The organism is Propionicimonas sp. T2.31MG-18 (genome assembly GCF_964266745.1).
GTDB lineage: Bacteria > Actinomycetota > Actinomycetes > Propionibacteriales > Propionibacteriaceae > Propionicimonas.
Map to the genome: position 1 here is coordinate 192,059 of NZ_CAXWGX010000001.1, position 17,388 is coordinate 209,446.

The 17,388-nt window shown below is 72.5% G+C and carries 18 protein-coding genes; 5 read left to right on the forward strand and 13 right to left on the reverse strand.

The features are described 5' to 3' along the window. The first annotated feature begins 39 nt into the window (after window positions 1–39). On the forward strand, window positions 40–1,137 hold the full coding sequence (locus ACFQQJ_RS00890; RefSeq protein ID WP_377103172.1) for a polyprenyl synthetase family protein: 1,098 nt from the start codon (window positions 40–42) through the stop codon (window positions 1,135–1,137). A gap of 71 nt (window positions 1,138–1,208) precedes the next feature. Here the strand turns inward: ACFQQJ_RS00890 and ACFQQJ_RS00895 are convergent, their stop codons facing one another. Next, the gene (locus ACFQQJ_RS00895; RefSeq protein WP_377103173.1) at window positions 1,209–1,751 is read right to left on the reverse strand and encodes a hypothetical protein; all 543 of its coding nucleotides are present in this window, start codon (window positions 1,749–1,751) and stop codon (window positions 1,209–1,211) included. 254 nt (window positions 1,752–2,005) lie between these two features. Continuing rightward, window positions 2,006–2,500, reverse strand: coding sequence for a hypothetical protein (locus tag ACFQQJ_RS00900; protein WP_377103174.1), 495 nt, complete (start codon window positions 2,498–2,500; stop codon window positions 2,006–2,008). Between the two features lie 350 nt (window positions 2,501–2,850). Here ACFQQJ_RS00900 and ACFQQJ_RS00905 point away from each other — a divergent pair, with 350 nt between their 5' ends. After that, complete coding sequence (locus ACFQQJ_RS00905; RefSeq protein WP_377103175.1) at window positions 2,851–4,236, forward strand: DUF222 domain-containing protein; 1,386 nt, start codon at window positions 2,851–2,853, stop codon at window positions 4,234–4,236. A 233-nt stretch (window positions 4,237–4,469) separates the two neighbouring features. Here ACFQQJ_RS00905 and ACFQQJ_RS00910 read toward each other — a convergent pair whose 3' ends face one another. Then, window positions 4,470–5,177, reverse strand: a complete 708-nt coding sequence (locus ACFQQJ_RS00910; protein WP_377103176.1) for a thiamine phosphate synthase — start codon at window positions 5,175–5,177, stop codon at window positions 4,470–4,472. A 118-nt stretch (window positions 5,178–5,295) separates the two neighbouring features. On the opposite strand from ACFQQJ_RS00910, the gene pknB reads away from it, so the two are divergent. Further along, window positions 5,296–7,302: a Stk1 family PASTA domain-containing Ser/Thr kinase gene (gene pknB, locus ACFQQJ_RS00915; RefSeq protein ID WP_377103177.1), complete on the forward strand. Its 2,007-nt coding sequence runs from the start codon at window positions 5,296–5,298 to the stop codon at window positions 7,300–7,302. Between the two features lie 45 nt (window positions 7,303–7,347). On the opposite strand, the gene ACFQQJ_RS00920 is transcribed toward pknB, so the two are convergent. From ACFQQJ_RS00920 to ACFQQJ_RS00950, 7 genes are read right to left on the reverse strand one after another with little or no spacing between them, the layout of a single operon-like run. Next, a complete protein-coding gene (locus ACFQQJ_RS00920; protein ID WP_377103178.1) occupies window positions 7,348–7,989 on the reverse strand; it encodes an MBL fold metallo-hydrolase in 642 nt (213 codons plus the stop codon). A 1-nt stretch (window position 7,990) separates the two neighbouring features. Beyond that, window positions 7,991–8,431, reverse strand: a complete 441-nt coding sequence (gene aroQ, locus ACFQQJ_RS00925; RefSeq protein ID WP_377103179.1) for a type II 3-dehydroquinate dehydratase — start codon at window positions 8,429–8,431, stop codon at window positions 7,991–7,993. 5 nt (window positions 8,432–8,436) lie between these two features. Next, window positions 8,437–8,937, reverse strand: coding sequence for a shikimate kinase (locus ACFQQJ_RS00930; RefSeq protein ID WP_377103180.1), 501 nt, complete (start codon window positions 8,935–8,937; stop codon window positions 8,437–8,439). Continuing rightward, window positions 8,934–9,749 carry a shikimate dehydrogenase gene (locus ACFQQJ_RS00935; protein WP_377103181.1) on the reverse strand — a complete coding sequence of 272 codons (816 nt, stop codon included), beginning with the start codon at window positions 9,747–9,749 and terminating at the stop codon, window positions 8,934–8,936. Before ACFQQJ_RS00935 ends, ACFQQJ_RS00930 begins: the two co-directional genes overlap by 4 nt. After that, window positions 9,746–10,783, reverse strand: a complete 1,038-nt coding sequence (locus tag ACFQQJ_RS00940) for a threonine aldolase family protein (RefSeq protein WP_377103182.1) — start codon at window positions 10,781–10,783, stop codon at window positions 9,746–9,748. Before ACFQQJ_RS00940 ends, ACFQQJ_RS00935 begins: the two co-directional genes overlap by 4 nt. Next, window positions 10,784–12,133, reverse strand: a complete 1,350-nt coding sequence (locus ACFQQJ_RS00945; RefSeq protein ID WP_377103934.1) for a class II 3-deoxy-7-phosphoheptulonate synthase — start codon at window positions 12,131–12,133, stop codon at window positions 10,784–10,786. It abuts the gene before it with no gap. Window positions 12,134–12,177: 44 nt separating this feature from the next. Beyond that, window positions 12,178–12,939 carry a lysophospholipid acyltransferase family protein gene (locus ACFQQJ_RS00950; protein WP_377103183.1) on the reverse strand — a complete coding sequence of 254 codons (762 nt, stop codon included), beginning with the start codon at window positions 12,937–12,939 and terminating at the stop codon, window positions 12,178–12,180. 23 nt (window positions 12,940–12,962) lie between these two features. On the opposite strand from ACFQQJ_RS00950, the gene ACFQQJ_RS00955 reads away from it, so the two are divergent. Next, on the forward strand, window positions 12,963–13,700 hold the full coding sequence (locus ACFQQJ_RS00955; RefSeq protein WP_377103184.1) for an alpha/beta hydrolase: 738 nt from the start codon (window positions 12,963–12,965) through the stop codon (window positions 13,698–13,700). Between the two features lie 3 nt (window positions 13,701–13,703). Here the strand turns inward: ACFQQJ_RS00955 and ACFQQJ_RS00960 are convergent, their stop codons facing one another. Genes ACFQQJ_RS00960 through ACFQQJ_RS00970 form a run of 3 tightly spaced genes read right to left on the reverse strand, consistent with a single transcriptional unit; the run spans window position 13,704 to window position 16,102 of the window. After that, the gene (locus ACFQQJ_RS00960; RefSeq protein ID WP_377103185.1) at window positions 13,704–14,735 is read right to left on the reverse strand and encodes a hypothetical protein; all 1,032 of its coding nucleotides are present in this window, start codon (window positions 14,733–14,735) and stop codon (window positions 13,704–13,706) included. Between the two features lie 38 nt (window positions 14,736–14,773). Then, window positions 14,774–15,832: an NlpC/P60 family protein gene (locus ACFQQJ_RS00965; protein ID WP_377103186.1), complete on the reverse strand. Its 1,059-nt coding sequence runs from the start codon at window positions 15,830–15,832 to the stop codon at window positions 14,774–14,776. A 36-nt stretch (window positions 15,833–15,868) separates the two neighbouring features. Next, entirely contained in the window at window positions 15,869–16,102 is a 234-nt protein-coding gene (locus ACFQQJ_RS00970; RefSeq protein ID WP_377103187.1) for a hypothetical protein, read from the reverse strand. Window positions 16,103–16,160: 58 nt separating this feature from the next. Here ACFQQJ_RS00970 and ACFQQJ_RS00975 point away from each other — a divergent pair, with 58 nt between their 5' ends. Continuing rightward, window positions 16,161–17,348: a hypothetical protein gene (locus ACFQQJ_RS00975; RefSeq protein WP_377103188.1), complete on the forward strand. Its 1,188-nt coding sequence runs from the start codon at window positions 16,161–16,163 to the stop codon at window positions 17,346–17,348. The last annotated feature ends 40 nt before the right edge of the window (window positions 17,349–17,388 follow it).

The following is a 17,388-nucleotide window of genomic DNA, read 5'->3' on the forward strand; positions in this document are numbered from 1 at the left end:
AGGCGAGCGCCTGCGCGTGGGGCAGTCTAGGCTCAGACCGTGGTCACCCTGGACGCCGCCGACCCGCTGTCGGACCCGCTGCGCGCCGCCGTCGGCGACGAGCTGGCCGCCTTCCTCGACTCGCGCGGACGGGCGCTCGGCACGCTGGGGCCCGAGGTGGACGACCTGGTCCGGCTGGCCACGGTGTTCACCGACGGCGGCAAGCGGCTGCGTCCGGCGTTCTGCTGCTGGGGCTACCTGGCCGCGACCGGCGACAGCCGGGTGCCGGACTGGGTGGTGCGCGCCGCAGCGAGCCTCGACCTCCTGCACGTGAGCGCGCTGGTGCACGACGACGTCATGGACGGCTCCCGCACCCGCCGGGGCCTGCCGGCGGCGCACGTTCAGCTCGCCGCGCGGCACGCCGCGGCCGGCGGCAGGGGCGGCTCGGAGGAGTTCGGCCGGGCCGGGGCGATCCTGCTCGGCGACCTGCTGCTGATGTGGTCGGTGGAGCTGTTCAACCAGTGTGGAGCGCCGTCGGGCGCGCTGGCCGCGGCGCAGCCGCTGCTGGCGTCCATGCGTGCGGAGGTGACGGGCGGGCAGTACCTGGACATCACCGCGCAGACGCGGTCGCCGCTGGACGCGCGCACCGACCCCGCGTCCGTCGTCGCGCAGGTGCGGCGGGTGGTGGAATACAAGACCGCGCGGTACACGGTGATCCGTCCGCTGCAGATCGGGGCGGCGCTGGGCGGCGCGGACGCAGTCCTGCTCGACCGGCTGGAGCGGTACGGCTCACCGCTCGGCAGGGCGTTCCAGTACCGCGACGACGTGCTCGGCGTGTTCGGCGACGAGGCGGTCACCGGCAAGCCGGCCGGGGACGACCTGCGCGAGGGCAAGCTGACCGTGCTCATCGCCAATGCCATGGCCGGCAGCGGCAAGGAGGCCGCCACGCGGCTGGACACGCTGCTCGGCAGGGAGCTCAGCGACGCCGAGGTCGCGGAGGCGCGGGCGCTGATCATCGCGTCCGGTGCGCGGGAGGCGGCAGAGGCGGAGATCGAGTCGGCGTCCGAAGAGGCGAGGGCCGCGCTGGTCGGGCTGGGCGACCTTGCGTCTCGTGGCCTGGACGCCCTGGTCGACCTGGCGACGCGTCGCGACGCGTGAGGCGTTCGTTCGCCGATGGCGTGGCGCCCCTGGCTCCGGTTCCCGCTCAGCGTCCCTGCTCGTCTGCCTGCTCAGCGGACCACGAGGGCGTTCAGCTCGCCGACCGCCAGCGCCCGGGTGGCGGTGTAGCTGCCGGGAAGGCTCCCCGAGGCGCCCAGCGCCGACCAGCCGATCCGCCAGTTGGTGGTCGCGGTGACCGTGTAGCTGCCCTTCGGCAGTGACGCCTTCTCGTAGGTGTAGCCGCAGTCCGGAGAGGCCGTTCCGGGCCTGGCCGTGCGGGGGTAGGCGCGGGTGGCCGTGCAGGTCACGGTGTGGCCGTCCCCCATCTCGAAGGTGGTCGAGAGCCAGGTCGCACGCAGCGTGAACGTGATGCCGTACGCCCGCACCCTGCTCGTGACCGTGCGGGGGCCGTCCGTCCACAGCCACAGCGGGTAGCCGACCGCGGCCATCTTCCACTCGTTCGCCTCGGGGTCAGGACCGAACCGCGGGGTGGGGTCGGGCAGTTGCAGCCGCACGATCAGCGTGCGCGCCATCGCGCTCAGGTCGAGCATCAGCTGCGCCCGCGACGGCTTCGTGCTCTCCGTCGGCGTGGTGCACGAGAAGGCCTGGTTCATCCGTCGGCAGGCTCCGACGAACGCGCGCCACTGTTCAGCGGTGAGCTTGGGTTCTGGGGAGTTGCCGCGTGACTCCCCACCCGGGGAGTGCACGTCCTTCTTTGAGCTCTTGCGTTCCGTCCATCGAGCCTGTCCCGTGAACCCACCCGTCCCGTTGTCGGTGACACTCGTTCCGTCAGTTCCGTCGGCCGGGCTGGCGATTGCGGTCGGCCCACCTCCGAGCGTCAGACATATCGCCGCTGCGAGTCCAACGACTAGCCGCATGACGAGACCTCACTCCCATCCGCACCAATTACCTTCAATGCCGAGCCGATCCGCTTGAAGTAGAGGTCATCTCGCGTGACCAATCCCTTCCCCACGTACTTGCCGGCCTTATATACGGTTACCGAGCTGGCATCCACGCATGCGCGTAACGCGACAAGTGAGCCTCCCTTGGAAACTCCAGCAAGCCTCTCAATCGACCTCACCACGCGATCTCCCCCGCGCGCTGAGAGCCCTTCCGCTCGGTCCTGGCGGTATCCCTCCAGAGCCTTCTTGAGAAACGCTTCAGCGGTGGTCTCCAGCAGCACGGACGTCGCCGACTCTGTGCCTCCCGTGCGGGAAATTCGAAGATCCTCCTGGAGGAACCGGCGATAGACAGCCTCGGCCTCGGCGTAGAGCTTGTCCTTGGCCACCATCTCGTCGTACTGCTGCTGCGAGCAGCTGAACTCCGCGCCTCCGGCCTCGGGCGTGCACGCGTAGGTGGGCAACGGCGTCGGAGGGGGCGCGGCCGGCTGGCACCCCGCCAAAAGGCAGGCAGCGAACAGTGTCACTGCGAGTCGCCCGGGCCAAGACAGCATGGGTACCTCCTGGGGGTGGCAGGAGTCTGGCACAGCCGCACCCCCTCGAAACAGGCCCCGAGGCGGTTATCCACACCAATCCCTGGAAAGTCGTGCACTTGTCCACAACCGCCCAGCGACGGCCGCTCGCATGGCTCCCGCGCCGGCTGATGTCAAGGGCCCAGAGCCTGAATGTGGATAACTTCGTTGATTCAAAACCCCTTGTGGATAACCACTTTGCGGGCGCAGGAACTGTCAGTGCGGGCTCTTAGCGTGGGGTTATGGAAGCCGAGTTCGAGCACCTGTCCGACGGTGAGTTGCTCACCGTCATCGGGCGTGCCCTCGACGTCCTGCTGTCCGACCGCGCGCCCGCTCCGGACGACCGACAGCTGCTCACGCTTCTTCGCGCGTCGCTCGGGATCGGTGCCCGGCTGGAGGCATGGCAGTCCGGTCTGGCGGCGCGCGCCGAGGCGACGGAGGCCGCGTGGCACGAGCACGGAACCTCGACCTCGACGTGGCTGGCGGACGCGGCGAACCTCACCCGCCGCGAGGCCGCCCGGCTCGTCGCCTCTGGCCAGGGACTGCAACGCTTCGCTGCCGTGGGACGGGCGCTGGCCGCCGGCAGCGTCCTTCCGGGCCAGGCCGGGGCGATCACCGGGGTGCTGAGCGGGCTGTCCGAGGACCTGCCTCCCGGATCCCTCGACGAGGCCGAGCAGCTCATGCTCGGGTTCGCGGCGAGCCACAACGCCACCGAACTGGGCCGTCTCGGACACCGGCTGCTGGAGGTGCTCGACCCGGTGGGCGCCGAGCAGCGGGACGCCGCCCGGCTGGAGCGGGAGCACCGGCTCGCGATGCGTTCGCGCCACCTGACCTTCACCCACGACCACCACGGGTCGGTGCACTTCCACGGGAGCCTGCCGTCAGCCGAGGCCGGGCCGTTCATCCGCATCATCGACGCGTACGCCGCTGCGGCCCGGCGCGGACTGGACCGCATCGACCCGGCCGCCGAGCACCTCACCCCCGCGATGTGGCGGGCTGATGCGCTGCTGGCGATGGTCGCTCAGCACTCCCAGCAGTCGCTCGCCCCCTCGCACGGGGGCGACCGGCCGCGCGTGGTGGTGACGGTGTCCTACGACACCCTCGCCACCGCCGCGCGGGACCGTGGGCTCCTGGCCGGCACCGCGATCGGCGGACGCGAGCCCGTCTCCGCGTCGGTGCTGCGGCAGTGGCTGTGCGACGCCGACGTGCTCCCGGCGGTGCTCGGGGGGCCGTCCGAGGTGCTCGACGTCGGACGAGCCCAGCGGCTGGTGACAACGCCGATCAGGGCGGCGCTCGAGGTCAGGGACGACGGCTGCGTCTTTCCCGGCTGCGACAAGCCGCCCAGCGCCTGTCACGCCCACCACATCGTTCCGTGGTGGGCGGGAGGACGGACGGCGCTGGACAACCTGCTGCTCGTGTGCGCGCACCACCACGGCATCGTCGAGCCGGGCCACGACCCCACCGCGGACCGCTGGCAGGCGCGCCTCGGCGCGGATGGCGTGCCCGAGGTGCTGCCGCCGCTGCGCGTCGATCCTCGCCGGAGACCACGCCGGCACACCCGGTTCCTGAGCGCCGTGAGGAGGGAGACCTGTGTGCGCGATACCCATGGGGAGAAGGACGAGTCGTAGCGCGCTTGTGGCCACCCAGAACCTGTGCCCGGTCGCGAGCGAGTCGTTCGCGGGGGCCTCCGGGAACGGCGGAGGTCGGGCTTGGCGGCGAGCGAGACGCAGACGGCGACTCGGCCCCGAGCTGGGCCAGGGCACGCGACGAAATGCCGCCTGCCGGAACGGGTTCCGAACAGCGCCCGCTCTGGGCGAGCGGAGCAGGCCAGGGTCACGCGAGCCGGGCGACCCGCCTCACCTCAGTGGCGGAAGACCTGGAAGGTCAGGCTCTGCATCGCGGGATCGGCGTTCCAGGCCTGCCGCACGCGGTCCTTGAGCGCGATCGCGGCCGCCTCGGGGTCGGCGGCGGCGGTGATCGCCCGGGACACCGCGATGCGCTTGGCACCGGCGTCGAGCACGCGGTCGAGGGTCGCCGCGGTGATGCCGCCGACGGCGAACCACGGCTTGGAGCCCGGGTCGCCGGGAGGAGCCACGCGCGTGGCGTAGCGCACGAGTTCGAGGCCGGCATCGGGGGTGAGCCCGCCGAAGACCGGGCCGACCGTCAGGTAGTTCACCTCGGGGTCGGCCAGCGCGGCGTCCACCTGCTCGTTGGTGTGGCAGGAGCGGCCGATCAGCGCCCAGCGGTGCAGGTGCCCACGCGCGGCGGACGGCGACTCCCCCCGCTCGGGAAGGTGCAGCAGGTCGGCCTCGAACTCCTCGGCGAGCTCCACCGACTTGTACGCGCTCACCAGCCCCTGGTACCGGTACGACGCGCGCCTCATCGTCCTGAGCGCCTCGAGCAGGCGATCCTGGTCGGCACTGGGGTCACGCAGCTGGATGAGGTCCACCCCGCCGGAGAAGCAGGCGTCGACGAACTCCGACAGGTCGCCCTCGTCGGCCCGGGCGCCGGTGATCAGCAGCAGGCGGGCCAGCCCCAGGCGGGTGGAAAGGCCGAGAAGCGCGGTCATTGGACCAGACTACGGCCGACGGCGCGTTGAGAGCGACGAACTTGCGGCGCACTCCTACAATCGCCACTAGGTCTGGACGGCCTACTTCCCCGACTTGTCCGGAGCCAGCGTGACGACCATGAGCAACACCGACCCCCTCCTGGGGCACGTGCTGGACGGTCGGTACGAGATCCTCCGCAAGCTTGCCCGAGGCGGCATGGCGACGGTCTACCTCGCCACCGACCGGCGGCTGACGCGCACCGTCGCGGTCAAGGTCATGCACGACAACCTCGGCAGCGACCAGGACTTCGTCTCGCGCTTCGACCGCGAGGCCCGCGCCGCCGCCCGCCTCTCGCACCCCAACGTCGTCTCCGTCTTCGACCAGGGCATCGACGACGGCCGCCCCTACATGGTCATGGAGTACGTCGAGGGTTCCACCCTGCGCAGCCTGATCAGCCGCGAGGCCCCGATGGAGCCCCAGCGTGCCCTCGACCTGCTGATCCCGGTGACCGCCGCCGTCGCCGCGGCCCACGAGGGCGGCATCATCCACCGCGACCTCAAGCCCGAGAACGTCCTGATCTCCAGTCGCGGCCAGATCAAGGTCGCCGACTTCGGGCTGGCCCGCGCGGTCACCGCGCACACCGCGACGGCCCAGGGCATGCTCATCGGCACCGTTTCCTACATCGCCCCCGAGCTCGTCACCCACGGCCACGCCGACACCCGCTGCGACGTCTACGCCCTCGGCGTGCTGCTGTTCGAGATGCTCACCGGCAAGAAGCCGCACACCGGCGACACCCCCATCCAGGTGGCCTACAGCCACGTGCACAACGAGATCACCGCGCCGTCCCTCAGCGCGCCCGCCCAGTGGCGCGACACCCGCGCCGCCGTCCCGCCCTACCTGGACGCGCTCGTGCTCGCCGCTGCTGCGCGCCAGCCGGCCGACCGCCCCGGCGACGCGAAGGTGCTGCTCGACCACCTGCGACAGGCCCGCGAGGCGATCGGGCTGGGCGTGATGGACGACCCGCTCCTCACCGCGCGGATGCGCGAGACCAGCGTCGACCTCGCCAGCCAGGTGACCGAGCAGGTCCCCTCGCTGGTCTCCCCGGTCCCCGAGGTGCAGCGGACGGCGACCCTCCGCTTCACCCCGTCCACGCCGATCAGCCCGAACCACCCCGGCGCCGCCGACGGCATGCCGTACTACGACGCTCCTCCCCCGCTACCCGTACCCAGCCCGGCCGCAGTTCCCCTCCAGCAGCGCCAGGCGAAGCGTCGCCGCCGCGGCGCGTTCTCGCTGGTGATGGTCCTGCTGGTCACGGCCGTCCTCGGCGTGGGCGCCTGGTACCTGCTCGCCGGACGCTTCACGACCACCCCCGACTTCGACAACCTGACCCAGGACCAGGCCATCAAGCTGGCCGCCAAGAACGGCCTCCTGATCAACTGGGACCACGAGTTCAGCGAGAACGTGCCGGTCGACCAGATCACCCGCACCGATCCCGCGGCCGGCGACCGGGTTCTCCGCGGCGGGACCGTCACCGCCTTCCTCTCCAAGGGCCCCGAGCGGTACGCCGTCCCGTCCCTGGCCGGACGCTCCCCCGAGGACGCGGCCCAGGCCCTCCAGGACGCCCACCTGGAGGTGGGCAAGCAGGTCGAGGTCTATGACGAGTCGATCGCCGTCGGCACCGTCGTCAGCGGCTCCATCGAGGCCGGCAAGCTGGTCAAACCGGGGACGGTCGTCGACCTGAACGTGTCCAAGGGCCCCGCCCCCGTGAAGATCGTCAGCTACGTGAACAAGCCGTTCGCCGACGCCGAGGCCTACTTCACCAACGCCGGCCTCGTCGTCCAGCGAGCCGAGGACAAGTTCCATCCCACCATCGCCGCCGGCAACGTCATCTCCTCCGACCCCAAGAGCGGCAGCCTGGCCCGCGGCAAGACGATCACCTTCACCGTCTCCAAGGGACCGGAGATGATCGAGGTGCCCAACACCCGGCTGATGACCCAGTCGCAGGCGACCAAGACCCTCAAGGACGCCGGCTTCAAGGTGAAGGTCATCGACGCCGGCGGCCTGTTCAACCGCGTCGCCTACAGCGACCCCGGCGAGGGCAACCTCGCCCCCAAGGGCTCGACGGTCACCATCTACATCAGCTGACCGGCCGACCGGCCGGAGAGCCGGCACCGAACACGGGCGGCCGGCTCAGGCGGGCGTCCAGGCGCCCTTGCCGCGCAGGTCGGTGAGCGCGCACGGCGTCATGTCCCGCACCCGGTTGAACACCAGCGACAGGCCGCGCTCGTTGAGCAGGCCGTCGTGGATCAGGAAGCCCTGCGACGCCCCCACCTCGCGGGCGAAGTCGACGGTCTCCTTCATCGCTGCCCACGGCCCGTAGGCGGGGACGGCCAACACGTCCACCCCGGACGGGACCGCGGCCAGCGCGTCGCCGGGATGGAAGAACGTGGGCTCGCCCTCGGCGCTGAACACCAGGCCGACGTTGCCGATCCGCGGGATGTCGCGGTGGATCACGGCGTGCAGCCCGCCCACGGCCGCCACGCTCAGCCCGCCCAGTTCCACCCGGGTGTCGGCCGTGATCGCCTCCCCGCGCCCCAGGTCGACGGCGTCCAGCACCCCCGGCTCGACGAGGACGCGGGCCTGCGGGTTGGCCGCCACCAGCGCCGGGGCCTGCGCGGGGTCGACGTGGTCGGGGTGCAGGTGGGTGATGAGGATCGCGTCGAGGTCGGTCAGTCCGTGCCAGTCGTCGGAGAGGTTGCCCGGGTCGACCAGGACGCGCATGCCCGGCGTCTCGACAAGGACGGCGGCGTGCCCCAGGTGTGTGATCCTCATCTCACTCGCCCTTCAGTCGTTCGATCACGTAGTGCATGGCCATCGTGTACCCCGTCGCGCCGAACCCGGTCAGCACGCCGACGGCGATGTCGGAGAGGTAGGAGTGCCGCCGGAACTCCTCGCGCGCGTGCACGTTCGAGATGTGCACCTCGCAGAACGGGATCGCGACCGCGGCGAACGCGTCCCGGATCGCCACCGACGTGTGCGTGAACGCGCCCGGGTTGATGATCACGAAGCGGGTGCCCTCGGCCCTCGCCGCGTGCAGACGGTCGACGATGGCGCCCTCATGGTTGCTCTGGAAGGTGTCGACCTCGAGTCCCTCTGCCGCCCCCTGGGCGACCAGCCCGGCCTCGATCTCCGCCAGCGTCGTGGCCCCGTAGATGTCCGGCTCGCGAGTGCCGAGCGTGTTGAGGTTGGGCCCGTTGATGACCAGCACGTCCATGGGGCCTACTCTCCCACGCCCGCCTCGCCGAGCGCCTCCAGGACCCGCGCGACGACCTGCTGGGGGGCGCGGCCGTCCACGCACACCTCGATGTCGGCGGCCTCCCGGTACGCCTGCTGCCGCGCGGCGTACAGCTCCGGGAGGTCCCGGTTGCGCAGCATCGGGCGGGACGCGTCGTCGCCCACCCGAGCGAGCGCGTGCTCCAGGCTCACGTCGAGCAGCACCACCCGGTGGCCGGTGAGCGCCTCCCTGACCGACGCCGAGCCGAGCGTCCCCCCGCCGAGGGCGAGCACGGCCTCCGGCCCGTCCAGCAGGCCACGGACGACCTCTGCCTCGATCCGGCGGAAGCCGGGCTCTCCGTCGGCCTCGAAGATCGCCGGGATCGTCCGTCCCTCCGCGGTCTCGATGGCGGCGTCCGCGTCGACGAACGGGACCCCCAGCCGCGCGGCGAGCAACCGTCCGACCGTCGACTTGCCGGCGCCCATGAACCCCACCAGGACGATCACCGGCCCACCTCCAGCGCCGCCCGTCCCGCGGCGAACATGGCCTCCACCGGCGCCGGTCGCCCCGTGAACAGCGTGAACTGCCGCGCGGCCTGGTGCACCAGCAGGTCGAGCCCGCCGACCACCGCCATGCCGGCCGCCGCGGCCCGGCCGGCCAGGGGCGTCGGCCAGCCGGCGTACACGGCGTCGAACAACAGCCCCTCGCGCGCCCCGGCGAGGGCGAACCCGTCGGCCGCACCCCCCGGCAGCGTCGACAGCACCACCGGCTCCGGGCCGGACGACCACTCCTCCAGGGGCGCCGTCCGCACGACCACCTCCGGCGCGGCCACCCCGGCCCAGTCGCGCAGGCCCGCGGCACGTCCGCTCGCACGGGCGTAGGACGTCACCTCCCGCACACCGAGCTCCGCCAGCGCCAGCACCGCCGAGCGGGCCGTCGCACCGGCACCGAGGATCGCGGCCCGCGTCCACCCGTCCCGCCACGCCGGGCGCAGCGCGTCCACCAGCCCGGGGACGTCGGTGTTGTGGGCCACCCAGCCGACGGGCGCCGACCGCACCAGCGTGTTGCCCACCCCCGCCCGTGCCGCCAGCGGCGTCACCTCGTCGGCCACCTCGAGGCATGCCTCCTTGAGCGGCATGGTGAGGCTCAGCCCACGCCACGCGGCGTCCAGCCCGGCGAGGAACCCGGGCAGCTCGGCGGCGACCAGCTCGACGCGGTCATAGGTCCAGCCCTCGAGCCCGAGCGCGGCGTAGCCCGCGGTGTGCAGGACCGGCGACAAGGAGTGCGCGATCGGCGAGCCCAGCACCGCGGCCCTCACGCCGCCGGCACCCCCGCGAGCACGGCGCCGACCAGCCGTCCCGCCGTCGTCGCCTCGTCGATCGACACCTCCTGGTGGGTGACGCCGCGCACCTGGCGCGCACCCACAGCGGACAGCGCGACGCCCGCCCGCGAGGCGGCCGCCACCACCTCCGCAGCCGCCTGCCGGCCCGTGTCCATCACCACGATGTTCGTCGTCACCGCCCCCAGACGGACGGCCTCCGGCGTCGCGGCGGCCACCTCTGTGGCGAACGCGGCCGCGGCGACATGGTCCTCACCCAGGCGCGGCAGGTGGTGGTCGAGGGCGTACCCGGCCGCCGCGGCCAGCACCCCGGCCTGCCGCCAGCCCGCCCCGAGCCGCTTGCGCTGCACCCGCGCCCGGGCGATGTTCTGCCTGCTGGAGACGAGCATCGAGCCGACCGGGGCGCCCAGGCCCTTGGAGAAGCACACGTTCACGGTGTCGAACAGCCGCCCATAGTCGGCCAGCGCCACCCCCGTGGCCACGTGGGCGTTCCACAGCCGTGCGCCGTCCAGGTGGAGCCCCACTCCGGCGTCGCGGCACAGCGCGGACACCTCGGCCAGGTGCGCGAACGGCTGGACGGTGCCGCCGCCGAAGTTGTGCGTGTTCTCCAGGGCCACCGCTGCGGTCGAGACCAGATAGGGACCGGCGTCCGGCGTGATCAGCCGCTCGATCGTGGCGGCGTCGGCCACCCCGTCCGGGGAGTCCCAGGTGCGCATGGTGACCCCGTGGAGCGCGCCGTGGGCGCCCATCTCGGCCCGGGCGATGTGCGCCCGCACGTCGCAGACGACCTCGGCCCCCGGCGGCACGAGCAGCCACACCCCGAGCAGGTTCGCCAGCGAGCCGGTCGCGCAGAACAGCCCCGCCTCGTGGCCGAGCAGCGCGGCCACCCTCGCCTCGAGCGCGTTGACGGTCGGGTCCTCCGCGTACACGTCGTCGCCCACCGGTGCGGCCGCCATGGCCGCGAGCATGCCCGGGGTCGGCCGGGTCAGGGTGTCGCTGCGGAGGTCGATCATCTAGAAGTCCTCTGCCGAGTACTCCTGCACCGGGTTGACCCGACGGATCCGTCCATCGGTGAGGCGCTCGGCCACCAGGAACGCCAGCTCGAGCGACTGGTTGCGGTTCAGCCGCGGGTCGCAGGCGGTCTCGTACCGGTTCGCCAGGTCCGCCTCGGCGAGCTCGTCCACGCCGCCGACGCACTCGGTGACGTCGTCCCCGGTGAGCTCGATGTGCACCCCGCCCGGCCAGGTGCCCAGCTCCTGGTGCACGTCGAAGAACCCGTTGAGCTCGTCGGCCACCTGGCTGAACGCCCGCGTCTTGTAGCCGAGCGAGGTCTCGAAGGTGTTGCCGTGCATGGGGTCGCAGACCCAGGCGACCTTGCGCCCGGTGTCCTCGACGGCCTCGACGATGGGCGGCAGCACGTCGCGCACCCTGGCAGCCCCCATGCGGGAGATCACCGTCAGCCGGCCCGGCTCGTGGTCGGGGTCCAGCCGCTCGGCCAGCGCCACCGCCTCGCTCGGGGTGACCGACGGGCCGAGCTTGATCCCGATCGGATTGCGCAGGTGGCGCAGGTACTCCACGTGGGCGCCGTCCAGCTGGCGCGTCCGCTCGCCGATCCACACCATGTGGGCGCTCACGTTGTAGGGCGTGTCGGTGCGCGAGTCGATGCGGGTGAGTGCGTGCTCGTACTCCAGCAGCAGCGCCTCGTGGCTGGAGTAGAAGTCGACGGTCCGGAACGACTCGTTGTCGACCCCACAGGCCACCATGAACGCCAGCGCCCGCTCGATCTCGGCGGCCAGCTGCTCGTAGCGCTCCTCGACGTTGGAGTTGCGCACGAAGTCGGAGTTCCACGAGTGCACCGCGCGGAGGTCGGCGAAGCCGCCCTTCACGAACGCCCGCAGCAGGTTCAGCGTGGCGGCCGAGTGGTTGTAGACCTCGATCAGCCGCCGCGGGTCGGGCCGGCGCGAGGCGGGCTCGAAGTCGAGGGCGTTCACCGCGTCGCCCCGGTACGCCGGCAGCGTGGTCGCGCCCCGGGTCTCGGTGTCGCGGCTGCGGGGCTTGGCGTACTGCCCGGCGATCCGTCCGACCTTGAGCACCGGCACCTGTGCGGCGTAGGTGAGCACCACCGCCATGCTGAGCAGCACCCGCAGCTTGCCGCGGATGTTCGCCGCGGTCACGGTGTCGAAGGTCTCGGCACAGTCGCCGCCCTGGAGCAGGAACGAGCGCCCGGCCGCCACCTCCGCCAGCTTGCCGCGCAGGTCGTCGCACTCCCCGGCGAACACCAGGGGTGGACGGTGCCGCAGCTCGGCGAGCACCCGGGCGACCTCGTCCGCGTCCGGGTACGTCGGCTGCTGGGCTGCGCCCATCCGGTGCAGTTCGGCCAGCGACGGGATCGGTTCCAACACGGCGGTCAGGATAGTCCGCCCGAGGGCAACTCCGGCGCCGGGGTGCCGTACCCCGGACGCGGGAGCACTCGGGCGTCGGCCTCCGCGGCCGACAACGAGCCGCTCTTGAGGGAGGTTCCGTAGGCGTCGACGTAGGTCTGGCCGGAGAGATCCTGGATCGCCGCCATCACCTCGTCGGTCACCCAGCGCAGCCCGTTGCGGTCGTCGTGGAGCTCCGCGTAGGCGGAGAAGTCGAGCGGCTCGCCGATCACGATCCGCGGCCGGCGGATCCACGGGATGCCGATGCGGGTGCGCGCGGCCGCGGTGTCGAACATCGCCACCGGGATCACCGGGACGCCCGCGGCGAGCGCCAGCCGGGCCACGCCGGTGCGTCCCTTGTACAGGCGGCCGTCCGGGGAGCGCGTGCCCTCGGGGTAGATGCCCACCATGCCGCCGTCGGACAGGACCTTCAGCACCGGGCCGAGGCCGTCGAGACTCACCCGTCCCCCCGACCGGTCGAGCGGCACCTGGCCGACGGCCTTGAGGAACCAGGCCACGATCTTCGCCCCGATCCCGCCCCGTCCGGCGAACAGCTCCGCCTTCGCCGGGAAGGTCAGGGGACGGTGCAGCATCGCGGGCAGCACGAAGGTGTCACCGGCGGCGAGGTGGTTGCTGGCCAGGATGGCCCCACCGGTGCGCGGGATGTGCTCCTCGCCCTCGATCCGGGCACGGAAGCCGAACCGGACGACGGGCCAGAACAACAGGTTCTTGAAGAGGCCGTACCACACGGCGGACAGCCTACGATGACCGCATGCAGGTGAGCGATCACGCCCAGCCCTTCCACACCGATGTCGGCTCGATCGGCGTGCTCTTCTGCCACGGCTTCACGGGGTCCCCGTGGTCGCTGATGGAGTGGGCGCGCATCACCGCGGACGCCGGCTACCGCGTGTCGCTCCCCCGGCTCCCCGGGCACGGCACGACCTGGCAGGAACTGAACCTGACCACCTGGCGTGACTGGTACGCCGCGGTCGAGCGGGCGTTCCTCGAACTGCGCGCCTCCTGCGACAAGGTGTTCGTCGCCGGCCTGAGCATGGGTGGTGGGCTCGCGCTGCGCCTGGCCGAGAAGTACCCGGACGATGTGGCGGGCCTCGTGCTGGTGAACCCGGCCGTGCTCGGCGCGCCGAAGATGCTGGCGCTTCCGGTGCTCTCGCTGGTGAAGGCGTCGTCGAAGTCGATCGGCTCGGACATCGCCCACGCCGGCGTCGACGAGTTCGCCTACGACCGGACGCCGCTGCGCGCCGCCAACTCCATGATGAAGATGTGGCTGGACGTCCGTTCCTGCCTCGACCTCGTCAGCTGCCCGATCCTGGTCTTCCGGTCGACCAACGACCATGTGGTGCCCGCGGCGTCCACCGCCTTCGTGCTGAGCCACGTGTCCAGCGAGGACGTCACCGAGCGCGTGCTCGAGCGCAGCTACCACGTGGCCACGATGGACCACGACAAGGAGCAGATCTTCACCGAGTCGCTGGAGTTCTTCGCCGCCCACTAGGGCTCAGGGCGTCGCGGCCCGCCGCGTGAGCTCGTCGAGGTACCACGTGCGCACCTGGTCCCGCTCGGCCTTGGTCGCCGCGTCCGTGCGGGCGAAGCGGTCGACCAGCTCGACCGCGTCGTCGTGGCCGAGGTGCGCGAACACCTGGCCGACGGCCACCGCTGCGAGGGCGTAGTCGGTGGTCGAGTCGATGGCGTCGGGGAGGTCGTAGGGGACACCGCTCGCGGCGAGGCGGGACCGGACGAGCGCCCGGTTCTCGTCCGCCAGCACCGGGTACGCCTCCTGGCTGACCCATTCCGCCAGACCCTCGACCGCCCAGTGCTCCCCTGCGCTGCTGCACGGTGACTCCACCGCCGCGTGCACGGACTCGTGCAGCAGGACGGGTTCGAGCCACTCGTCGGTGAGCTGCGGACTGAGGGTGATCCGCGGCGTCCCCGTGCCGCAGGCCGCGACGCCGCCGGTCTCTGCGGCGTTCAGCCCGGTCACGACGACGAAGTCCGCCGACGTGCGCGGCCGCTCGACCACGATGCCGCCGTCCCACTCGATCCCGTCGGGGACCACGTCTGCGCGTGCGACCAGCGCTGCGGCCGCGTCCAGTTGCTGCCCCAGCCGCGCCCGCTCGTCGGCCGTGAGGCCGGAGCTGAGCAGGGTGCCGTGGCCGGCCGCGGTGACGTCCAGCATCTCCAGCGTCCACAGCGGCACCTGCGGCGAGGTACGCAAGCCGGTGATCACCGGGCGGCCCGCCTGCGTCCCGAGGGCGACGTAGAGGATGTTGCTCGCCTCCTCGTCGTCGCCCGGGAGCTTCCAGGAGACCTCGAGCATCGAGCCGCCGGGCGGGACCTCGACCGACGCGCCGGCCGACGTCATCACGCGGTACCAGCGGGCGCCGAGGCGGTACCCGTCGGGATTGGCGAAGTTGGCCATGAACGCGCCCGGATCCTTGTTCCGCGCGGCGAGGTTGAGCCGGGAGGCGAGGGTCTGCTCCGGGTGCGGATCGGTGGTGGTGGGCTCCAGGGGTGCGACGCAGCCGCCCACGAGCAGCAGTGCCGTCGCCAGCCAGGGCCCGGGGCGCCTCAGCCGACGATGCGACGCGCGCCGGCCCACGGTGCCGGGTAGGAATTCAGCGTCTGGATCACCAGGTCGGCCCGGGTGTTCCGCGCGTGCACGATCTTGCCGTTGCCGATGTACATCCCCACGTGGTGCACCGGGTGGTACCAGAAGATCAGGTCGCCGGGCTTCAGTTCGCTGCGCGACACCGGACGCCCCAGGCGCGACTGCGCGGACGAGGAGTGCGGCAACGAGATCCCGACCGAGCGGTAGGCGGCGAGCATCAGGCCCGAGCAGTCGAACTGGGTGGGGCCGGACCGCGACCACACGTACTGGCCGATCTTCACCTTCGACACCGCGTACCGGATCGCTCCGAGGGCCTTGGCATTCGCGGTCACGCCGTCGAGGTCGTTCAGGCTCCACGAGGTGGTGCCGCCCTCGGCCGCGTCCAGTTCCGCGCGCTGCTGGGCGGTCAGCTGGAGGACGAGGGCCTGCGCCCGGTCGACCTTGTCCTGCAAGTCCTTCTTGAGCGCGGCGAGCTTCTGCTCCTGCTCGCCCAGCGCCGCCGACTCGGCCGCCTCGGTGCGACGCATGTCGGCGAGGTTGGCCTGCTCGGCCTCGTGCTCGGCGAGCGTGGCGTTCATGTCCTGGTCGACCTTGTCCGCCGTGGACAGCCGGTCGAGCATCGTCTCGGGGTCGCCGCTGGTGAACACCTGGACGGTCGGGTCGAGGTCACGGTTGCGGAACTGGATCAGGGCGATGGCCCGCACCTGCTCGGCCAGCGCGTCGACCTTCGCCTGCTGCGTGGCGATGTCGGCCTGGAGAACGGCCAGCCGGTCCTTGCTCTCGGCGAGGGCCTGGGCCGCGGTGTCGTAGTCCTCGCCCACAGCGCTGGCCTGCTCCTCGAGCGCGAGCACCTGCGCCTTGGCGTCCTTCAGCTTGGTCTCGGTCGCGCTCGGTGCGGACGGGGACGGGGACGGGCTCGGAGGAGTGGCCTGGGACGGGTCAACGGCCTGCGCGCCGAACAACACCAGCGTGGCGACCGCCACGGCGACCGCGGTGCGCGTGCTTCGCCGAGCCCCCACTGCATCCCCTCCCGCTGAAACAAAACTGAGAAAATCCTAAGGGAGGGCGGTGCCGAAGGCAACTCCGTCCGTTCGGGCGGGTGACTCGGACCGGACAAGGCGCAACGGCGGGAGGAGCCCCGACGCCGCCATGGCACTCAAGGCCGCCTGCTCCTCGTCGTCCAGCACCAGGGCGTCGGGGAGCGGGCCGAGCAGTACCGACACCACGCAGTCGGCACACGCCGGGCCCCTCGCCCGGCAGGTGCCGCAGTCGACATGCAGTACGTCCATGCCCACCATCGTGACGGCCCCCTCTGACACTCCGCGCGGGTGCACCTAGGCTGCCCCCATGGGTGCCCGGATCGTCGCCGCGGCCATCGCCGCGCTGCTGCTGGCCGGCTGCACGACGCCGTCGCCCCCGCCGGCGCCCACCTCGGCCGCCACGTCCCCCTCGTCGGCCGCGCCCTCCCCGTCCGTACCGCCGGCCACCTGGCAACAGGTCGCCCTGCCCGCAGGGCTCCGCCCCTCTGCCCTCGCCACGGCGGGCGACGACCTCCTTGTGGGCGGGCGGACGGATGCCCCCGCCCCGATGCTGGTGCGGCTGCACGACGGCTCGCCGGCCGCCCGGTTCCGGCTGGCGCCGGCCGACCCGAACGCCGAGGCCGCCGACCTCGTCCGCCTCACCGTGGCCGGCGACGACGTCCACGCGATCGGCTCGATGATCGCCGGCGCCCACTCCAACCCGCGCCTGACGGTGTGGGACGGCTCGCTGTCCACCTCCCGGCTGGCCAGCCGGCCCCAGGAGTTCTTCACCTTCGGCGGCCACGACGCCGGCCCGCTGCTCGGCACGGTGGTGGTCGACGGACGGCCGGTGATCGCCGGGAGCCGCGTCGGCGGCCGCGGCCCGTACGGCGTGCTGTGGACACGCAGGGGCCACACGTGGACCGCGCAGGAGCGGCCGTCCGGCCTGGCATCCACGCCGGACCGGGAGTTCGGGTTCAGCGCGGTGGCCGCGTCCGGCGGCCGCGTGGTCATCACCGGGGACGAACTGGGTCTCGCCGGAGGGCTCACCCAGCTGCCCGTTGCCTTCGTCGGCGGCGTCGCCGGCCCGTGGCAGCACCTGCCCCTCCCGGTGCCGGCCGACCCCCCGCCCGTGCCCGGCCAGCTGACGCGGGCGACGTCGGTCGCGTGCACCGCCGCCGGCACGACCTGCTGGGTGGCCGGCTGGGCGCGCGGGCACGCCCTCGCGTGGCCGCTCACCGTGCCGGCCGCGGGCGAGGCAACGGCCGCTGCGCCCGCCGTGCTCCCCGGGGATCCCCCCGGCGGGAACGACCCCACGGCCCTGGTGACGCTCGCCGGCGGGCGTCCGGTGGTGACCACCAACGCGAACGTGCCCACGACCGCGGTGCAGTGCGCGACCGGCTGGCTCGCGCTGCCCGGTCCGCAGGGCCGCACGACCGCCCTGGCCGCGGCCGGCGGTTCGGCCTACGCCGTGTCGGACGGCGTCCTGTGGCGGCTCGACCTCCCTTCCTGTTGAGCGCGACACGCGCCACGCTCGGTGCCGGCAGTGTCAGAGG

Coding starts and splice junctions, on each gene's coding strand:
- ACFQQJ_RS00905 (WP_377103175.1), top strand. CDS start 2,851: ATGGAAGCCGAGTTCGAGCACCTGTCCGACGGTGAGTTGCTCACCGTC.
- ACFQQJ_RS00940 (WP_377103182.1), bottom strand. CDS start 10,783: ATGATCGACCTCCGCAGCGACACCCTGACCCGGCCGACCCCGGGCATG.
- ACFQQJ_RS00910 (WP_377103176.1), bottom strand. CDS start 5,177: ATGACCGCGCTTCTCGGCCTTTCCACCCGCCTGGGGCTGGCCCGCCTG.
- ACFQQJ_RS00970 (WP_377103187.1), bottom strand. CDS start 16,102: ATGGACGTACTGCATGTCGACTGCGGCACCTGCCGGGCGAGGGGCCCG.
- ACFQQJ_RS00955 (WP_377103184.1), top strand. CDS start 12,963: ATGCAGGTGAGCGATCACGCCCAGCCCTTCCACACCGATGTCGGCTCG.
- aroQ (WP_377103179.1), bottom strand. CDS start 8,431: ATGGACGTGCTGGTCATCAACGGGCCCAACCTCAACACGCTCGGCACT.
- pknB (WP_377103177.1), top strand. CDS start 5,296: ATGAGCAACACCGACCCCCTCCTGGGGCACGTGCTGGACGGTCGGTAC.
- ACFQQJ_RS00895 (WP_377103173.1), bottom strand. CDS start 1,751: ATGAACCAGGCCTTCTCGTGCACCACGCCGACGGAGAGCACGAAGCCG.
- ACFQQJ_RS00975 (WP_377103188.1), top strand. CDS start 16,161: ATGGGTGCCCGGATCGTCGCCGCGGCCATCGCCGCGCTGCTGCTGGCC.
- ACFQQJ_RS00945 (WP_377103934.1), bottom strand. CDS start 12,133: ATGGGCGCAGCCCAGCAGCCGACGTACCCGGACGCGGACGAGGTCGCC.
- ACFQQJ_RS00920 (WP_377103178.1), bottom strand. CDS start 7,989: ATGAGGATCACACACCTGGGGCACGCCGCCGTCCTTGTCGAGACGCCG.